16 protein-coding genes are annotated in these 15,293 nt (G+C 71.7%); 4 read left to right on the top strand and 12 right to left on the bottom strand.

All coding sequences use genetic code 11. The features are described 5' to 3' along the window. Positions 1–86: 86 nt before the first annotated feature. Positions 87–686, bottom strand: coding sequence for a YdeI/OmpD-associated family protein (locus FHX44_RS32615; RefSeq protein ID WP_147259292.1), 600 nt, complete (start codon positions 684–686; stop codon positions 87–89). Continuing rightward, positions 683–1,123: a VOC family protein gene (locus FHX44_RS32610; protein ID WP_147259291.1), complete on the bottom strand. Its 441-nt coding sequence runs from the start codon at positions 1,121–1,123 to the stop codon at positions 683–685. Before FHX44_RS32610 ends, FHX44_RS32615 begins: the two co-directional genes overlap by 4 nt. Positions 1,124–1,216: 93 nt before the next feature. On the opposite strand from FHX44_RS32610, the gene FHX44_RS32605 reads away from it, so the two are divergent. Next, complete coding sequence (locus tag FHX44_RS32605) at positions 1,217–1,819, top strand: CGNR zinc finger domain-containing protein (protein ID WP_170309129.1); 603 nt, start codon at positions 1,217–1,219, stop codon at positions 1,817–1,819. 12 nt (positions 1,820–1,831) lie between these two features. Here FHX44_RS32605 and FHX44_RS32600 read toward each other — a convergent pair whose 3' ends face one another. From FHX44_RS32600 to FHX44_RS32590, 3 genes are read right to left on the bottom strand one after another with little or no spacing between them, the layout of a single operon-like run. Beyond that, entirely contained in the window at positions 1,832–2,677 is an 846-nt protein-coding gene (locus tag FHX44_RS32600) for an alpha/beta fold hydrolase (RefSeq protein ID WP_147259290.1), read from the bottom strand. Then, the gene (locus tag FHX44_RS32595) at positions 2,674–3,492 is read right to left on the bottom strand and encodes an SDR family NAD(P)-dependent oxidoreductase (protein WP_147259289.1); all 819 of its coding nucleotides are present in this window, start codon (positions 3,490–3,492) and stop codon (positions 2,674–2,676) included. The genes FHX44_RS32600 and FHX44_RS32595 overlap by 4 nt, the downstream gene beginning before the upstream one ends. Next, a complete protein-coding gene (locus FHX44_RS32590; RefSeq protein WP_147259288.1) occupies positions 3,489–3,785 on the bottom strand; it encodes a YciI family protein in 297 nt (98 codons plus the stop codon). Before FHX44_RS32590 ends, FHX44_RS32595 begins: the two co-directional genes overlap by 4 nt. A gap of 189 nt (positions 3,786–3,974) precedes the next feature. Between FHX44_RS32590 and FHX44_RS32585 the strand changes: the two genes are divergently transcribed. Together FHX44_RS32585 and FHX44_RS32580 are read left to right on the top strand one after the other, a co-directional pair. Continuing rightward, entirely contained in the window at positions 3,975–4,280 is a 306-nt protein-coding gene (locus FHX44_RS32585) for a YciI family protein (protein ID WP_147259287.1), read from the top strand. A 996-nt stretch (positions 4,281–5,276) separates the two neighbouring features. After that, positions 5,277–6,710 carry an HNH endonuclease signature motif containing protein gene (locus tag FHX44_RS32580; RefSeq protein ID WP_212612752.1) on the top strand — a complete coding sequence of 478 codons (1,434 nt, stop codon included), beginning with the start codon at positions 5,277–5,279 and terminating at the stop codon, positions 6,708–6,710. A gap of 33 nt (positions 6,711–6,743) precedes the next feature. On the opposite strand, the gene FHX44_RS32575 is transcribed toward FHX44_RS32580, so the two are convergent. Genes FHX44_RS32575 through FHX44_RS32550 form a run of 6 tightly spaced genes read right to left on the bottom strand, consistent with a single transcriptional unit; the run spans position 6,744 to position 11,914 of the window. Then, entirely contained in the window at positions 6,744–7,565 is an 822-nt protein-coding gene (locus FHX44_RS32575; RefSeq protein WP_147259286.1) for an alpha/beta fold hydrolase, read from the bottom strand. A 9-nt stretch (positions 7,566–7,574) separates the two neighbouring features. Beyond that, positions 7,575–8,147: a thiamine pyrophosphate-dependent enzyme gene (locus tag FHX44_RS32570; protein WP_147259285.1), complete on the bottom strand. Its 573-nt coding sequence runs from the start codon at positions 8,145–8,147 to the stop codon at positions 7,575–7,577. Positions 8,148–8,202: 55 nt separating this feature from the next. After that, positions 8,203–8,724: a thiamine pyrophosphate-binding protein gene (locus FHX44_RS32565; protein ID WP_147261634.1), complete on the bottom strand. Its 522-nt coding sequence runs from the start codon at positions 8,722–8,724 to the stop codon at positions 8,203–8,205. A gap of 8 nt (positions 8,725–8,732) precedes the next feature. Further along, complete coding sequence (locus tag FHX44_RS32560) at positions 8,733–9,884, bottom strand: acyl-CoA dehydrogenase family protein (protein ID WP_147259284.1); 1,152 nt, start codon at positions 9,882–9,884, stop codon at positions 8,733–8,735. Between the two features lie 9 nt (positions 9,885–9,893). Further along, on the bottom strand, positions 9,894–11,072 hold the full coding sequence (locus tag FHX44_RS32555; protein WP_147259283.1) for a CaiB/BaiF CoA transferase family protein: 1,179 nt from the start codon (positions 11,070–11,072) through the stop codon (positions 9,894–9,896). Next, positions 11,069–11,914, bottom strand: coding sequence for an HTD2 family dehydratase (locus tag FHX44_RS32550; RefSeq protein ID WP_147259282.1), 846 nt, complete (start codon positions 11,912–11,914; stop codon positions 11,069–11,071). The genes FHX44_RS32555 and FHX44_RS32550 overlap by 4 nt, the downstream gene beginning before the upstream one ends. 83 nt (positions 11,915–11,997) lie before the next feature. On the opposite strand from FHX44_RS32550, the gene FHX44_RS32545 reads away from it, so the two are divergent. Further along, complete coding sequence (locus FHX44_RS32545) at positions 11,998–12,960, top strand: LysR family transcriptional regulator (protein WP_147259281.1); 963 nt, start codon at positions 11,998–12,000, stop codon at positions 12,958–12,960. Here the strand turns inward: FHX44_RS32545 and FHX44_RS32540 are convergent. Further along, positions 12,875–15,259 (bottom strand): bifunctional salicylyl-CoA 5-hydroxylase/oxidoreductase, encoded by a 2,385-nt coding sequence (locus FHX44_RS32540; protein ID WP_147259280.1) that lies wholly within the window; start codon positions 15,257–15,259, stop codon positions 12,875–12,877. The two genes, FHX44_RS32545 and FHX44_RS32540, sit on opposite strands and share 86 nt — an antisense overlap. Positions 15,260–15,293 lie beyond the last annotated feature (34 nt).

Here is a 15,293-nt window from a genome sequence, read left to right as displayed (position 1 = left end):
ACACGAAGAGGTGGGTGCCGGGCCGGTGATACCGCACGGCACCGGCTCGAACACGCTGAGCTGACTCCTGGGACGCGACGCGGCGTCTACGAGCCGGTGCGCCCCGAACCGGCGGCCGCCCGCGTCGGCGAGCCGGCGCCGGCAGCCCGGGCGACGATCGCGGCGATCCGCCGCTGCCGGGTCGGCGGCCGCACCGCCCGGGCGATCGACTCCAGTGCCGCGCGACGTACCGACGGCGACAGCGCGGCGAAACCGGCCGCTGCCGCCGGGTCGGCGTCGAGCGCGGACCGCAGGTCGTCGGGCACGACCCCGTCCTGTGCGTCGGCGAGCGCCGACCAGGTGCCGGTCCGCTTCGCAAGGTCGACCGCGGCCTGCCCGGCCGCCGTCATCCGGCCCTGCGCGGTGAGCTGTTCGACCAGCTCACGGTTGATCTTGCTCCAGTTGGCGGTGGGCCGTCGCGGGCTGAACCGCTGCCGCCAGGACGAGTCGTCGTGCCGGCGGGCCATGCTGTCGATCCAGCCGAAGCAGAGCGCCTCCTCGATCGCCTGCCGGTGGCTGATGCCCGGGCGGCCGCTGCCGGCGTGCGGGATGACGAGCCAGACCTCCGCCGCCGACGCCGCGTTCGCCCGCAGCCACTCGCGCCACTGCTCGCGCGTGGCCGGCTCGACGACGTCCGGGGCGTTCATGACGGCAATGCCGCGGCACGCTCGCGGGCAGCGAGAATGTCGAGGTAGTGCGGGTTGTGCATCACGCCGAGCACGTTGCCGAACGGGTCGATCACCGAGGCCGTGGTGAAACCGGAGCCGTCGCCGTGCTCGATGATCGGCCGGTGCTCGGTGGCACCCATCGCGAGCAGCCGCTCGACGGTGCCCCGCAGGTCGTCGACGTGCCAGTGCATGACCGCGCCCCCGGGCGACCCGGCGTCGCCGGGCGGGGCGTAGCGGCGGTCGATGAAACCGATCTCGTCCTCGTCGTCGCCGATGCGGAACTCGACGTACGCGGGGGCGGCGGGCGCGGGCGGGTAGACGTAGTAGGCCTCGACGCCGAAGAGCTCGGCGTACCAGTCGCGCGCGGCGGCGAGGTCGTCGGCATAGAAGTTGAGCGTCGCGAATCCACGGAACATCGTTCTCTCCCGGTCCAGTCGGTGTTACCAGTCACAAACGTTAGCCGGTCACACTGTGTCCAGTCAACGCCGAACGCTGGTAACATCTGCTCCGTGAGCAGAGCCGACGCACCCGCCCCCCTCGACGTCGTCCAGGACCTCGTCAACACGTGGTTCGGGCGGCTATCGGGTGGCGGGGACGAGGGCCTGCAATCCCCCGCCGACCTCGCCCGCTGGTGCCGCAAGCACGGCGTCGCCGTCATGGACGAGGCCGTTACGGCCCGCGAGCTCGAGCTCGCCCTCGCCGTCCGCGAAGGCCTGCGCGCCGCACTGGCGCGCCACAACGACGCCGCGCAACCCGTCGACGAGGCGGCACTCGGCAAGTTGGAGGAGGCCGCACCCGAACTGGGCCTGCGCGTCTCCTTGATCGACGACGAGCCGGCTCTGCACCCTCAGGACGGATCCCCTGTGCTGCGGATGATGGCGGCCCTCCTGGGCGCCGCCGTTCCCGCCGCCCGCGACCGGACGTGGCACCGGCTGAAGGTGTGCCGCGAGCCGCGCTGCCGCGCAGCGTTCTACGACGGTTCCCGCAACGCCTCCGGCGTGTGGTGCTCGATGAGCGCCTGCGGAACGGCCGCCAAGCAGCGCGCCTTCGTCGAACGCCGCCGCGTCCGCAACGCCGCGCGTCGAGCGGCCGGCCGGGAAGATCACGCGTAGCGGCTGTCGTACTCAGGTCCTGGCGTTCGCCGACAGGAACGAGCCGACCAGCTCGGCGAACTCCTCGGCCCGCTCGACCTGCGGCAGGTGCCCGGTGTCGGCGAAGACGTGCGACTGCGCGTGTGGCAACGCCTGCCGGGCGGCGGACACGTGGTGCGCGGGCAGGATGTGGTCCCGGTCGCCCCAGACGATCAGGGTCGGCCGCGGATGGCGTGCCACGTCGGCGAGCAGGGTGGAGCGCCAGCCCGGCCGGATGCCTCTCACGGTGCCGAGCTCGCGGATGATGTCGAGGAACAGCGCGGGACGGCCGGGCTGGGCGGCCACGCGCATCGCGTGCTCGATCCGCTCCTCGGTGACGAACGACTCGTCGTAGTAGAGGGCGCGCTCGGTGCGGCGGACCGCCGCCCGGCTGACGTGGCGCAGCAGCACGTGACCGAGGCCGGGGATCGCGACCAGCCGCAGGTCGAGCACGACCTCCTGACCGAATCCCGCCGGGGCGGCGAGGACGACGGTGCTCACCCGCTCCGGTCGCGCCGCCTGCATCGACAGCGCAACGGCCCCGCCCAGCGAGTTGCCGAACACGTGCACCGGCCGCTGCACGTCGAGGGCGTCCAGCACGTCGTGGACACCGGCGGCCAACCGGGAGAGCGTCATCGGCCCCGGTGGGGGTTCGGAGAGCCCGAACCCGAGCAGGTCCATGCTGATCACTCGGTGGGTGCTGGGCAGCAGCTCGTGCTGGGGCGCCCAGTCCTCCAGGCTGCGGCCGATGCCGTGCAACATGACGATCGCGTCCCCTGCGGGAGCGCCCGACTCCCGGACCCTGACCTTCGCCCCACCCGCCTCGACGATGTCGGTCATCGGGACGCGACCCGCGAGATCGCGGTCATGTGCCCGACCGGGAACAGGCGGGCGAGTACGTCGGGGATCTTCGCGCTCGCGGCCACCAGCAACCGGGCCTTCCTGCGCTCGACGGCGCGGAGTATGTCGGCGGCGGCTCGCTCGGGCGGGTAGGTCAGCAGGCGGGAGAACGACTTCAGCCCCGCGGCGAACTCCGCGGGATCCACGCCGGTGCCCACGCGCGCGTCCGCCGCGATCCTGGTGGCGATCCCACCCGGGTGGACCGTGGTCACCCCGATCCCCCGGCCGGCCAGCTCCGCCCGCAGGACCTGGCTGAAGCCGCGCAGCGCGAACTTCGAGGCGGAGTACGCCGACTGGCCGGGCGGCGAGATCAGCCCGTAGAGGCTGGAGACGTTCACGAGGTGGGCGCCCGCCTGCATGGTGGGCAGCAGGTGGTGGGTGAGCACGACCGGTGCGTGGAAGTTCACCTCCAGCACCCACTCGAACTCCTCGAGGGTGACCTCCTCGAACCGGCCGGCGAGCGCCACCCCGGCGTTGTTGATCAGCAGGTCGGTGCGCGGGTGGTCGCGGACGATCTGTTGGGCCGCCTCGGTGGTCGCGGTCCGGTCGGCCAGATCGACCTGGATCTCCGCCACCGCGATCCCGGGGTGAGCGCCGCGGATCGAGCTCGACACCCGGTCGAGGCGCTCCCCGTCGCGCTCGAGGAGGACGAGGTGGCTCCCCCGCTCGGCGAGGGCGCGTGCGAGCTGCTCGCCGATCCCGCTGCCGGCCCCGGTGACGACCGCCGTGCGCCCGGCGAACCGGTAGGGCTTCACGAGATTCCGGACCGCAGCGGGCCGAGCACCGGCTCCCACTCCGCGATCTCGCTCGAGGTGATCACCCCGGTGGTGGTGAACGGATCCTTCTCGATCATGGCGGCGACCTCGGACTTGTCGGCGGCTTGGAGGATCAGCAGAGCACCAGCCGGCTCGTCGGGGCCGAAGGGGCCGGACAGCAGCAGCCGGCCCTGGTCGGCGAGGCCGCGCAGGTACTCGCGGTGCTCGGGCCGCACCCGGTCGCGCGTGGCCACGTCCTCGGAGTACCGGTAGGTGACCGCGTAGATCGTCATGGACCTCATTCTGGTTGGGAGGCGGACGATCCGACAGCCCTCGCCCGGAGTGCGGCGAGCCGCGCCCGGACCATCCGCGGCGCACGCCATGAGCGCGAAGTGGACGATCCAGGCGAAGGCAGGGCCGCGACAGCCCAGCAGCTCGCCGGTAACAGGAAGGACGGCCCGCGCACGTGCGAGTATCGACACGTGGCCTCGACCTTCGCCGTCATCTACACCTACACCGACGACACCGCCCTCCGGGAGGCCACGCGCCCATCGCACCGGGACTACCTGCGGGGCCTCGCCGACGAAGGGGCACTGCTCGTGGCGGGCGCCTGGGCGCCCGCCGAAGCTCCCGGGGGCCTGCTGATCTTCCGGGCCGACGACAAGGCCGCGGTGCAGGCGATCGTGGACAAGGACCCGTACACGACGGCAGGTGTGGTCGCCAACTCCGAGATCCGGGAGTGGGCACCTCCGCTCGGACCGGTGGCGGCACAACTCAACGGCGAGTAGAGGATCTGTCTGATCGCACCGCCGCCGCTGCCTGCCTCGGCGGCCGTGGCCGGGTTGCCGTCACTGCCGACCCGACTTGTGGACACGGAGTTCACCATGCACTGGGATGCATGATCAGCGGTTCGGTGCATTTCCCGACGGATGCGCGATCGGTGCGCGAGGAGCCTCCAGCGATCAAGGCGAGATGGTTGTCAAACGATCTTCGAGGACGACCATTTGCCCTTGATCACCACTGTAGGACCCGACTGGTCTCCTAGTGGGGAATGCGCTCAATTGGTGATCATGCCGGTGGGCGCGCCGTTCTCGACTCGGGCGCCCAGGCAATCGCGCCCCGCCCAGACGCCTTGTAGTGACGATTCCGTTCACAGTTACCTCGCCTCAGCCGGGTGGCCGCGTTGGCATCACTACCGAATGACGTGGTTGCACTGACGGCCGTCCCCGACTGGAGGGCACGGCGGTGCACGACGAGACGCGTCACCGCCGGGTGCCCACGCAACTATCCTGTGGTCCCGCCCCCTCCCTCGCCGCGCAACCACACGCTAGTTGCCGCGCACCCCAACCGGACGGGCTCGCACGCAGGCCCGGCAGGCAACGCGAGCACCGCGCAACGCAACCACGGAATCGGCAGTTCCCACCCCGCCACCTACCCCGCCGGACACGTTCTCCCGCTCAAGCCGCGTTCACAATAGTGAACACCTCGATCACCCAAAAAGACCTACGCGTCGAACATCTGTTCGCGTAAACTGGAGGCATGTCGAAAACCGCGCCAACCCCACCAACTCCTGCCCTCACGCGAAGACCCGAAAAGTGCCCGCGGCACCAGCGAATACCCGGTAGCAAAGAATGCGCACCATGCTGACCGGCGCGCTACTCGAGACACCAGCCGACCCACCAGTTCCGGCGCCGGGCGCACTGCCAATCACCCCAGCCGAGGCGGCGGCCGAGTCCACCTCGGATGCCTTGCCGGACGCGCTGTCGGATCCGTCGCTGAACGCCGTGCCGAACGTGTCGCCGGACGCCGTGCCGGGCGCGCTGTCCGACGCGCTACCGGACGACCTGCTGAACTCCAGGGTGATCAACGCCTGGGTTGATCGGCTGTCCCGGTTCGACCGGGACGTCCCCGACGCCGAGCGGATCGAGCAGCTGCGGGCCCTGGAACGGTTGAAGTCGGCCGCCGCGGCCGCCCAGGCCCGGATCGCCGTCGACCTGGACACCTCGATGCGGGCCGGGCAGGCCGCCGCCGGGCTGCCGGCGCAGCGGCAGGGCCGCGGGGTGGCCGCGCAGGTGGCGCTGGCCCGCCAGGAATCCCCCTACCGGGGTGGCCGGCACCTGGGGTTGGCCAAGGTCCTGGTCGCCGAGATGCCCCACACCCTGACCGCCCTCGCACAGGGCGCGATCTCCGAATGGCGGGCCGGCCTGCTCGCCCAAGAAACAATCTTCCTATCCCGGGAGCATCGCCAGCTCGTCGACGCCCACCTGTGCGCGGACTCGTCCGGGCTGGCCGGGTGGGGGGACCGGCGGTTGACCGGCGAGATCCGCAAGATCGCCTACCGGCTCGACCCGGCCGGATACACCCGGCGCCGCGCCCGGGCCGAGTCGGAACGCCGGGTCACGTCCCGGCCGGCCCCGGACGTCATGGCCCGGGTCACCGCGCTGCTCCCGGTCGCCCACGGGGTCGCCGTCCACGCCGCCCTGCGCAAAGCCGCCGACACCGCCATCGCGGCCGGGGACGGGCGCACCCGCGGCCAGCTGATGGCCGACACCCTCGTGCAACGGGTCACCGGGCAGGCCACCGCGGCCGGGGTGCCGGCGGAGATCCACTTGATCATGACCGACCGCACCCTCCTCGGCGAAGGTCAAGGCGGGGGCGAAGACGGGGGCAGTGAGCAGCCGGCGCTGCTGGCCGGGTACGGGCCGATCCCGGCCGGCCTGGCCCGCCGACTCGCCGTCTCCGCCGCCGAAACCGAGGTCGCCTGGCTGCGGCGGCTGTACGCGACCCCCGACACGGGGCGGCTGGTCGGGATGGACTCCACCCGGCGGGTGTTCCCGGCCGGGCTGGCCCGGTTCATCGAGATCCGCGACCAGTACTGCACCACCCCGTGGTGTGACGCCCCGATCCGCCACATCGACCACGCCCTACCCCACCACCAGGACGGGGCCACCTCGGCGGACAACGGCAACGGCACCTGCGCCCAATGCAACTACGCCCGCCAGGCACCCGGCTGGGAAATCCGGGCGGAGCCCGGGCCGCGGCACAGCCTGCGGATCACCACACCGACCGGGCACGGCTACCGCAGCACCGCACCGCCACCGCCCGGACACCCGCGATCCGAACGCCGCAGTCCGACAAGTCCACGAGCTCGCCGCACCCGCGGCACCTCGTCATCGGAACGCCCGACTCCCGACGGCCCGGCGAACCGCGTCCGATAGGTGGACACCCGTTGTCATCCAGGCGCAGCCGGTTCACCGGTCCGTAGTTGCGCCCGCCTGGAAGGCTGCTATCCGCTTCCACATCACGGGCGGGTTGGAGTACATCGGGAAGTGGCCGCTGTGCGGAATCTCCGCCAGCTCGACACCGTTCGCGCGCAACAGCGGCAGGTACGACAGCCACGCGTTCTGCTCGCCGTACATGAACATCCGGGGAAAGGGCATGGCGAGGAACTTGTTCATCAGATCGCCGTGGTCGGACAGCTCGACCATGGACGTGAAGATCCCCGGCACGGCGTGCGCCCGCACCTTGTGACGGAGGCTCGCCGCGTAGAGGGCGCTCGACGAGAACGGCGAGTGCCGCATGCGTTCGATGAATCCGTCGAGGAAGCGTTCGGGGTCGTCCGCAGGATGGGTGACGATCTGACGGCTCAGGAAGCAGTCCTCGGGAGCGAGATTGCCCTCGATGTCGACGAAGCTCAGGACGCGATCGGGTTCCAGGTGAGCGAGCATCAACGTGGTGAGGCCGCCCATGGAGTGCCCCACGACGTGGAACCGGTCCACCCCCGCCTTGTCGAGCACCGCCTGGGCGGTGTCCACGAGGAACGGAATCGAGATCCTCGTCAGGTCCGCGCAGGCGGTCTCCCCGCAACCGGGGGCGTCGTAGGCCAGGAAAGGACGCCCGGCGAACGCGGGGTACCGCAGGACGTCGACGTAGTCCTCCTTGGTCGAGCCGAAGCCGTGCAGGAACACCACGGGGTCGAGCTCACCGGATCGGCGCGATGCCGCCACCCCGACGTCCGCCCCGGCGATCCGCAGATCCCACCGCTCGTTCGTGAACTCGGGCCCTGACGCCATCGCACCCCCTCAGAAGGTCGCCAGCCCCAGCGCGGCGCGGAACCGGTTCTTCACGAACACGCCGTCCCTCGGCGGGAGTGCGCGGGGTGGCTCGTCCGTGCTGATCAGCACCTGGGCGAACGCGGGGCCCGACCGCGCTCGAATCCGCTCGACCAGGTCCGGGACCTGGTGCGGCTCGCGGACGGAGAAGGCGTCCGCGATCCCGCAGCCCCGCGCCACGGCGACGAGGTCGGTGCCGCGGCTGGTGTGGCTCTGCTGCATCCCGGTCTCGCCGTAGTGGCCGTTGTCGAGCACCACCACGGTGAGGTTGGCCGGCCGGCGCGCCCCGACGGTGGCGAGGCTGCCGAGCCCCATCAGCTGCTCGCCGTCGCCGGTCAGCACGACGACCGATCGGTCCGGCTGCGCGAGCGCGACCCCGAGCCCGACGGGCACGGCGGAGCCCATCGCACCCCAGAGGTAGAAGTTCTCGTCCCGGTCGCCCGCGGCGTAGAGGTCGTAGGAGGCCGATCCGAGGCCGCTCACCACGAGGGCATCCCCGGCGACGAGCTCGGCGACGACGGCGCGCCGGTCGAGCCCGCTCATCGCTCGGCCGGCGCTTCGCGCAGGCGCTGTGACACTGATTCGCTCGCAAGCTCGCTCATTTCCGCTCCCACGTCTTGCGGCCGATCAGGCGCTGGCCGAGCAACACCGCCACCTGCTCGCCCGCGAGGAACGCCGAGTCGAGCGCCGCCCCGACGACCTCACCGACCTGCTCGGGAACGTCCGCGCGGTACACGCGGACGCCCACCAGCTCGAGCACCGCCTGCGTGCGCCGGCCCATCGGGCTCTGCCACGGGTTGAACTCGGCGTACTCGCCCCGCATCGTCACCAGCGTCAGGAACGGGAACCGGCACGCCTCCAGCAGCGAGAACGTGTTGACGCAGTTGCCGACCCCGCTGCTCTGCATGAGCAGCACCGCACGCTGCCCGCCGAGCCAGGCGCCGCAGACGACACCGACGCCCTCCTCCTCGGTGGTGAGCACGACGTCCTGGATGTCGGGGCTCGCGATCGCCTCCTTGATCACATACGAGTGCCCGGCGTCGGGCACGAAGGCGACCTGCCGCACGTCCGCGTCGCTCAGGGCGTCGAAGACCTCTTTCTGCCAGCCGGCGCCGGTCATGCAGCCGGTCACGCCTTGCCCAGCCCTCCGCGCTTGACCAGCTGGGCGGCGATGACGTTGCGCTGGATCTCGTTCGTCCCCTCCCCGACGATCATGAGTGGGGCGTCGCGGAAGTAGCGCTCGACGTCGTACTCGGTGGAGTAGCCGTACCCGCCGTGGATGCGCACCGCGTTCAGCGCCACCTCCATCGCCACCTCGGAGGCGAACAGCTTCGCCATGCCGGCCTCCATGTCGGCGCGCTCCCCTGCGTCGAACCGCTCGGCGGCGTGCAGGATGAGCTGCCGGGCCGCGGTGATCTTGGTGGCCATGTCGGCGAGGTAGTTGCCGATCGACTGGTGCTGCCAGATCGGCTTGCCGAAGCTCTCCCGCTCCTGCGCGTAGCGCAGCGCGTCGTCGAAGGCCGCCCGCGCGACGCCGAGGGCTCGCGAGGCCACCTGGATCCGGCCGGTCTCCAGGCCCTTCATCATCTGCGCGAACCCGCGGCCCTCGGCCCCGCCGAGCAGCGCGTCGACGGGGGCGCGGTAGCCGTCGAACACCAGCTCGCAGGACTCGACGCCCTTGTAGCCCAGCTTGGGCAGGTCTTGGGACACGGTGAGGCCGGGCCCGTGCTCGACCAGCAGGATCGACACGCCCTTGTGCTTCGGTTCCGCCGCCGGGTCGGTCTTGCACAGCAGTGCGATCAGCTGGGAGCGGCGCGCGTTGCTGATCCAGGTCTTCGCCCCGTCGACGACGTAGGTGTCGCCGTCGCGGCGGGCGACCGTCGTCATCGCCTGCAGGTCCGACCCGCCTCCGGGTTCGGTGAGCGCCATCGTCGCGCGGATCTCGCCGGTGGCCATCCGCGGCAGGTAGCGGTCCTGCTGTTCCTTCGTTCCGAAGGCGGCGAGCAGCTTCGCGACGACCGTGTGCCCGCCCATCGCCCCCGCGAGGCTCATCCAGCCCCGGGCGAGCTCGGCGGTGACCAGCGCGTAGCAGGGCATCGACACCGCCACCTCGCCCCACGGCTCCGGCACCGCGAGGCCGTAGATCCCGAGCTCCTTCATCTGCTCGATGAGCTTCTCGGGGTAGGTGTCGGCGTGCTCCAGCTCGCGGACAACGGGCCGGACCTCGTGGTCGACGAACTCGCGGACGACCTCGACGATGGCCTGCTCTTCCGTGTTCATGGGTTCCTCTCAGACGACGCCGCGGTCGCGCAGCGCCGCGATGTCAGCGTCGGTGCGGCCGAGCTCGCGCAGGATCGCGTCGGTGTGGGCGCCGAGCGCGGGGACCGGGCCCATCACCGGTTCGACGCCCGCGATGTCGACCGGCGGGCGCAATGCCGCGATCGTGCCGCCGGGCACGTCGACCGGCAGCCAGCGCTCGCGCTTCTCGAGCACCGGGTGGTCGAGGAAGTCCCGCACCTGGTTCAGCCGGGCGTTGGCGATCCCGGCCTCGTCGAGCAGGGCCGACGCGGATTCCGTGTCCAGATCCGCCAGCTTGGCCTCGATCAGCGCGTTCAACTCTCCGCGGTGCTCGACCCGCGCCGAGTTGGTGACGAACCGCGGGTCGTCGGCGAGGTATGCGTCGCCGAGCACGACGGCGCACAGCGAGCGCCACTCCCGGTCGTTCTGCAGCCCGAGCACGACGGCTCCGTCGGCGGTGGCGACCGGGCCGTACGGCGCGATGGTGGCGTGATCGGCACCGCTCCTGGCGGGTTGGCGGCCGCCGTAGGCGGTGTAGTTGGCGGGGGAGCCCATCCACTCCGCCAGTGCCTCGAACAGCGACACCTCCACCGCCGAGATCTCGCCGGTGGTGGCGCGCCGCAGCAGCGCCGTGAGGATCCCGGAGTAGGCGTACATGCCCGCAGCGATGTCGGCGATGGAGATGCCGACCCGTGCGGTGTGCTCGGGCGTGCCGGTGAGCGCCAGCACTCCGGTCTCGGCCTGCACGAGCAGGTCGTAGGCCTTCCGGCCGGCCCACGGGCCGTCGGTGCCCCAGCCCGACACCGTGCACGGGATCACCCGCGGGTGCGACCGCGCCAGGCTCGCCGCATCGACCCGGAGCCGCCCGGCGGCGCCGGGTCCGAGGTTCTGCACCAGCACGTCGGCGCGGTCCAGCAGCTCGCCGAGCACGGCCCTGCCCTCGGGCGACTTCACGTCCAGGGTCAGGGACTCCTTGGAGCGGTTCAGCCACACGAAGTAGCTCGAATTGCCGTGGACGGACTCGTCGTAGCCACGGGCGAAGTCGCCGCCGTCGGGACGCTCGATCTTGATGACGCGCGCCCCGAGATCCGCGAGCTGGCGGGTGGCGAACGGGGCCGCCACCGCCTGCTCCAGGCTGACGACGGTGATCCCGTGCAGGGGCGGGTTCATGCGAGACCGACCTTCGCCGTCAGGGACGGGCCTGCGCCCTGGGCGGCGACCACCACGTCCACATCGGATCCCCGCGCCCGTCCGGCACTCACGATGCGCGACGGGGCGAACGCCGGCCGGACGAGCCGGTACTCGAACGACCGGACGGGGCGGTCGGGGGCGTGGCGGCGCGGGAGCTCCAGGGCGAGGAGCGTGAGCAGCGGGCCGTGCACCACGAGCCCGGGATACCCCTCGACCTGGGTGGCGTAGGGCTGGTCGTAGTGGATCCGGTGCCCGTTGTAGGTCAGGGCGCTGAACCGGAACAGCAGGACCGGGTCGGTGTCGAGCTCCACCCGCCACTCCCCCTCCGGGTCGGCGCCGCCGGTCTCCGGCGCCGGCAGCGTGCGCGGGGGCGTACCCGGCGGTTCGGAGCGGTAGACGATGTCCTGCTCGTCGACCCCGACGAGCGCGTCGTCCACGAACAGCTCCGTCCGGACGGTCACGAACGCCATCTCGCCGGTGCGGCCGGTCTTCACCTTGACGTCCGAGACGGCGGAGCGGCTCGCCAGCCAGGCCCCCAGCGGGATCGGCGCGGCCTGGCGGAGCCGGCCGCCGGCGAACATCCGCCGCCGCCCCGGGATCGGTGGCAGGAACGGCGCGTCGGCCGGATGCCCGTCGGCACCGGTGTTCGATCCGGCGGGATGGTCCAGCAGTACGAACCAGTGCCAGAGCGGCGGCAGCAGCCCGGGCCGCGGTGCGTCGCACAGGTCGGCGAACGCCGCCGCGCACCACGGGTCGACGCGTCTCGTCATCTCGACCGATGGTGGCTGCCAGCCGTCCAGCAGGTCGGTCAGGGACGTCATCGCTCCATCATGCGTGGTGATCCCGGCGCGAGTGAAATAGTGAATCGTGATGGGGTGATGCAACCGCGGCATGAGGAGGCGTCGTGGAGCTCAGGCAGCTCACCGCCCTGGTCACGGTGGCCGAGGTCGGCAGCGTCACGAAAGCGGCGAAGCTCCTGCACGTCGTGCAGCCCGCGGTCACCCGCCAGATCCGCCTGCTCGAGGAGGAGCTCGGGGTGCCGCTGTTCCAGCGGACCCGCCACGGGATGGTCCCGACGCCCGCGGCCGAGGTGCTGATCATGCGAGCGCGCCGTGCGCTCCACGAGCTGGACGCCGCCCGCGCGGAGCTGCGGCCCGAGCCGGGCGAGGTCAGCGGCATCGTGAGCGTGGGCCTGCTGGAGAGCGTGCTCGACATCCTTGCGCAGCCGCTGACCGAAGCCGTCGCGCGGCGCCACCCCGGCATCGAGCTGCGGCTGTTCACCGGCTACTCCGGCCACCTCCAGCAATGGCTCGACACCGGCGAGATCGACCTGTCGCTGCTCTACAACCTCAGCGACACCCCATCGCTGTCGGTCGTCCCGCTGCTGCGCGAGCAGCTCTGGGCCGTGGCACCGCCGGACGCCGGGCTCTGCGCCGACTCCCCCGTCCCGTGGGCCACCGTGCTCGCCCACCCGCTCGTCCTGCCGGTCAGCGGCCACGGGCTGCGCGCGCTCATCGACCGTGCCCGCTCCGTTGTTCCGATGGCGCCACGCATCGTCGTCCAGACCAACTCGATGCTCCTGCAGAAGAACCTCGTCCTCGCCGGGCACGGCTGGACGGTGCTCCCCGCGGCCGGTGTGGCGGCGGACGTCGCAGGCGGGCGGCTCAGCGGGGCCCCGCTGACCGCACCGGACGTCGAGCGCTCGGTGGTGCTCGGGCTGCAGCACCGAAACCGGCTCCTCGCCCCGGTCGAGGCGGTGGCCTCGTCGCTCACGCGGTTGGTCAGCGACCTCGTGCGATCGGGTGCGTGGCCCTCCGCGCGCCCGGCCGCCACCGCAGATGCCCGTCCGAGGCCTGCCGACGGATGAGCTCCAGCCGCGGTTTCGGCCCGTCGCTGCGCCCGGTCTGGGGCTTGCGCCGGCCGGCCCGCCACGGGTCGGGCCACACCGCGCCCGGCCCGTCGTAGTCCTGCTCGACCGCGGCGTGCAGCGTCCAGTTCGGGTCGTAGAGGTGGGCGCGGCCCACGGCGCACAGGTCGGCGCGGCCGGACAGGATGATCGTGTTCACGTCGTCGGGCGACGAGATGACGCCCACCGCGATCGTGGGGACCTTCAGCACGTTGCGGATCGCGTCGGCGAACGGCGTCTGGTACGAGCGGCCGAAGGCCGGCCGCTCGTCCGGGGTGACCTGCCCGGTGGACACGTCGATGGCCGCGGCCCCGGCCTGCTCGAAGGCGCGCACGACGGCGAGGGTGTCGTCGAGGGTGATGCCGCCCTCGACCCAGTCGGTCGCGGAGATCCGGACGGTCATGGGCTTGTCCGCGGGCCACACCTCGCGCATCGCGGTGAAGACCTCGAGGGGGAACCGGAGCCGGTTCTCGATCGGCCCGCCGTACTCATCGGTCCGGCGGTTGGTGACCGGCGACAGGAACGACGACAGCAGGTAGCCGTGGGCGCAGTGCAGCTCGACGAGGTCGAAGCCGGCGCGCGCACCCCGCTCGGTGGCCGCGACGAACTCGGCGACGATCGCGTCCATCCCGGCGCGGTCGAGGGCCTTGGGCACCTGGTTGACACCCTCGCGGTAGGGGCGCGCCGACGGGCCGACGAGGGGCCAGTTGCCCGACACGAGGGGCTGGTCGATGCCCTCCCACATCAACTTCGTCGAACCCTTGGGGCCGGAGTGGCCGAGCTGCAGGCCGATCTTGGCCTGCGACGAGGAGTGGACGAACCCGGTGATGCGGCGCCAGGCCGCCGCCTGCTCGTCGGTCCAGATGCCCGTGCAGCCGGGCGTGATGCGGCCCTCCGGCGAGACGCACACCATCTCGGTCATGACCAGGCCTGCGCCGCCGAGCGCCTTCCCGCCGAGGTGGACCAGGTGGAAGTCGGTGGGCATGCCGTCGACGGCGAGGTACATGTCCATCGGGGAGACGACGACGCGGTTGGCCAGCTCCAGCTCGCCGAGGCGGAACGGGTGGAACATCGGAGGTCGCGGCTCCGCGCCGTCCGCGAACCAGGCGTCCACGCGGGCGACGAACTCGGGGTCGCGCAGCCGCAGGTTGTCGTAGGTGACGCGGCGGCTGCGGGTGAGGATGTTGAAGGCGAACTGCAGCGGCGGCTGGTGGACGTACTGCCCGAGGTTCTCGAACCACTCCAGGCTCGCCTGCGCGGCGCGCTGGGTCGACTCGACGACCGGCTTGCGCTCGGCCTCGTAGGCGACGAGCGCCGTGGGGACGTCCGGGACCTCGTGCAGGCAGGCCGCGAGCGCCAGCGCGTCCTCCATGGCCAGCTTCGTGCCCGAGCCGATCGAGAAGTGGGCGGTGTGCGCGGCGTCGCCGAGCAGCACGACGTTGTCGTGGCACCAGCGTTCGTTGCGCACCGTGGTGAAGCTGATCCACCTGGAGTTGTTCGCCAGCACCTGCCCGCCCCGCAGGACGTCGGCGAAGATCTCGCGCACGGCCTCGACCGAGCGCACGTCGGACTCGCCCGGCGCCAGGGTGAGCGCCTCGCTCGCCTGGAAGCCTGCGCGCCGCCACACGTCGTCGTGCATCTCGACGATGAACGTGCTGCCGTGCTCGTCGAACGGGTAGCCGTGCATCTGCATGACGCCGTGCTCGGTCTCCCGGACGTCGAAGGTGAACGCCTCGAAGACCGTGTCGGTGCCCAGCCACATGTAGCGGCACCGCCGCACGTCCAGGCTCGGGCGGAAGTGGTCGGCGTACTTGGTGCGCACCGTCGAGTTGAGCCCGTCGCTCGCCACCACGAGGTCGTAGGCCTGCCGCAGCTGCTCCACGTCGGGCGCCTCGGCGGAGAAGCGCACGTCGACGCCGAGCTCCCGGCACCGCTCCTGGAGGATCTGCAGCAGGCGCTTGCGGCCCATCGCCGCGAACCCGTGGCCGCCACTGGTGATCGTCTGCCCGCGGAAGTGGACGTCGATGTCGTCCCAGCGCGCGAACTCCCGCTCCATCGCCGCGTGCACGCTCGCGTCGGCGTGCTCGATCCCGCCGAGCGTCTCGTCGGAGAACACGACGCCGAAGCCGAATGTGTCGTCGGCGGCGTTGCGCTCCCAGACGGTGATCTCGTGGTCGGCCCCCTGCAGGGAACCGAGCTGCTTCGCGAGCGCCGCGAAGTACAGGCCGCCGGGGCCTCCTCCGATGACTGCGATGCGCACGACCCTCAGTATATTGTTTGTTTGACGGCCGTTG

It is taken from the genome of Pseudonocardia hierapolitana (assembly GCF_007994075.1).
In the GTDB taxonomy this organism is placed as follows: domain Bacteria; phylum Actinomycetota; class Actinomycetes; order Mycobacteriales; family Pseudonocardiaceae; genus Pseudonocardia; species Pseudonocardia hierapolitana.
The sequence above is the reverse complement of the archived record's forward strand: the minus strand, read 5'-3'. Positions and strand labels throughout refer to the sequence as shown.

What these genes read in the sequence shown, in the direction of transcription:
- FHX44_RS32615 (WP_147259292.1), bottom strand. Translation starts at nt 686, where the DNA reads ATGAACGCCCCGGACGTCGTCGAGCCGGCCACGCGCGAGCAGTGGCGC.
- FHX44_RS32610 (WP_147259291.1), bottom strand. Translation starts at nt 1,123, where the DNA reads ATGTTCCGTGGATTCGCGACGCTCAACTTCTATGCCGACGACCTCGCC.
- FHX44_RS32600 (WP_147259290.1), bottom strand. Translation starts at nt 2,677, where the DNA reads ATGACCGACATCGTCGAGGCGGGTGGGGCGAAGGTCAGGGTCCGGGAG.
- FHX44_RS32590 (WP_147259288.1), bottom strand. Translation starts at nt 3,785, where the DNA reads ATGACGATCTACGCGGTCACCTACCGGTACTCCGAGGACGTGGCCACG.
- FHX44_RS32575 (WP_147259286.1), bottom strand. Translation starts at nt 7,565, where the DNA reads ATGGCGTCAGGGCCCGAGTTCACGAACGAGCGGTGGGATCTGCGGATC.
- FHX44_RS32570 (WP_147259285.1), bottom strand. Translation starts at nt 8,147, where the DNA reads ATGAGCGGGCTCGACCGGCGCGCCGTCGTCGCCGAGCTCGTCGCCGGG.
- FHX44_RS32565 (WP_147261634.1), bottom strand. Translation starts at nt 8,724, where the DNA reads ATGACCGGCGCCGGCTGGCAGAAAGAGGTCTTCGACGCCCTGAGCGAC.
- FHX44_RS32560 (WP_147259284.1), bottom strand. Translation starts at nt 9,884, where the DNA reads ATGAACACGGAAGAGCAGGCCATCGTCGAGGTCGTCCGCGAGTTCGTC.
- FHX44_RS32555 (WP_147259283.1), bottom strand. Translation starts at nt 11,072, where the DNA reads ATGAACCCGCCCCTGCACGGGATCACCGTCGTCAGCCTGGAGCAGGCG.
- FHX44_RS32550 (WP_147259282.1), bottom strand. Translation starts at nt 11,914, where the DNA reads ATGACGTCCCTGACCGACCTGCTGGACGGCTGGCAGCCACCATCGGTC.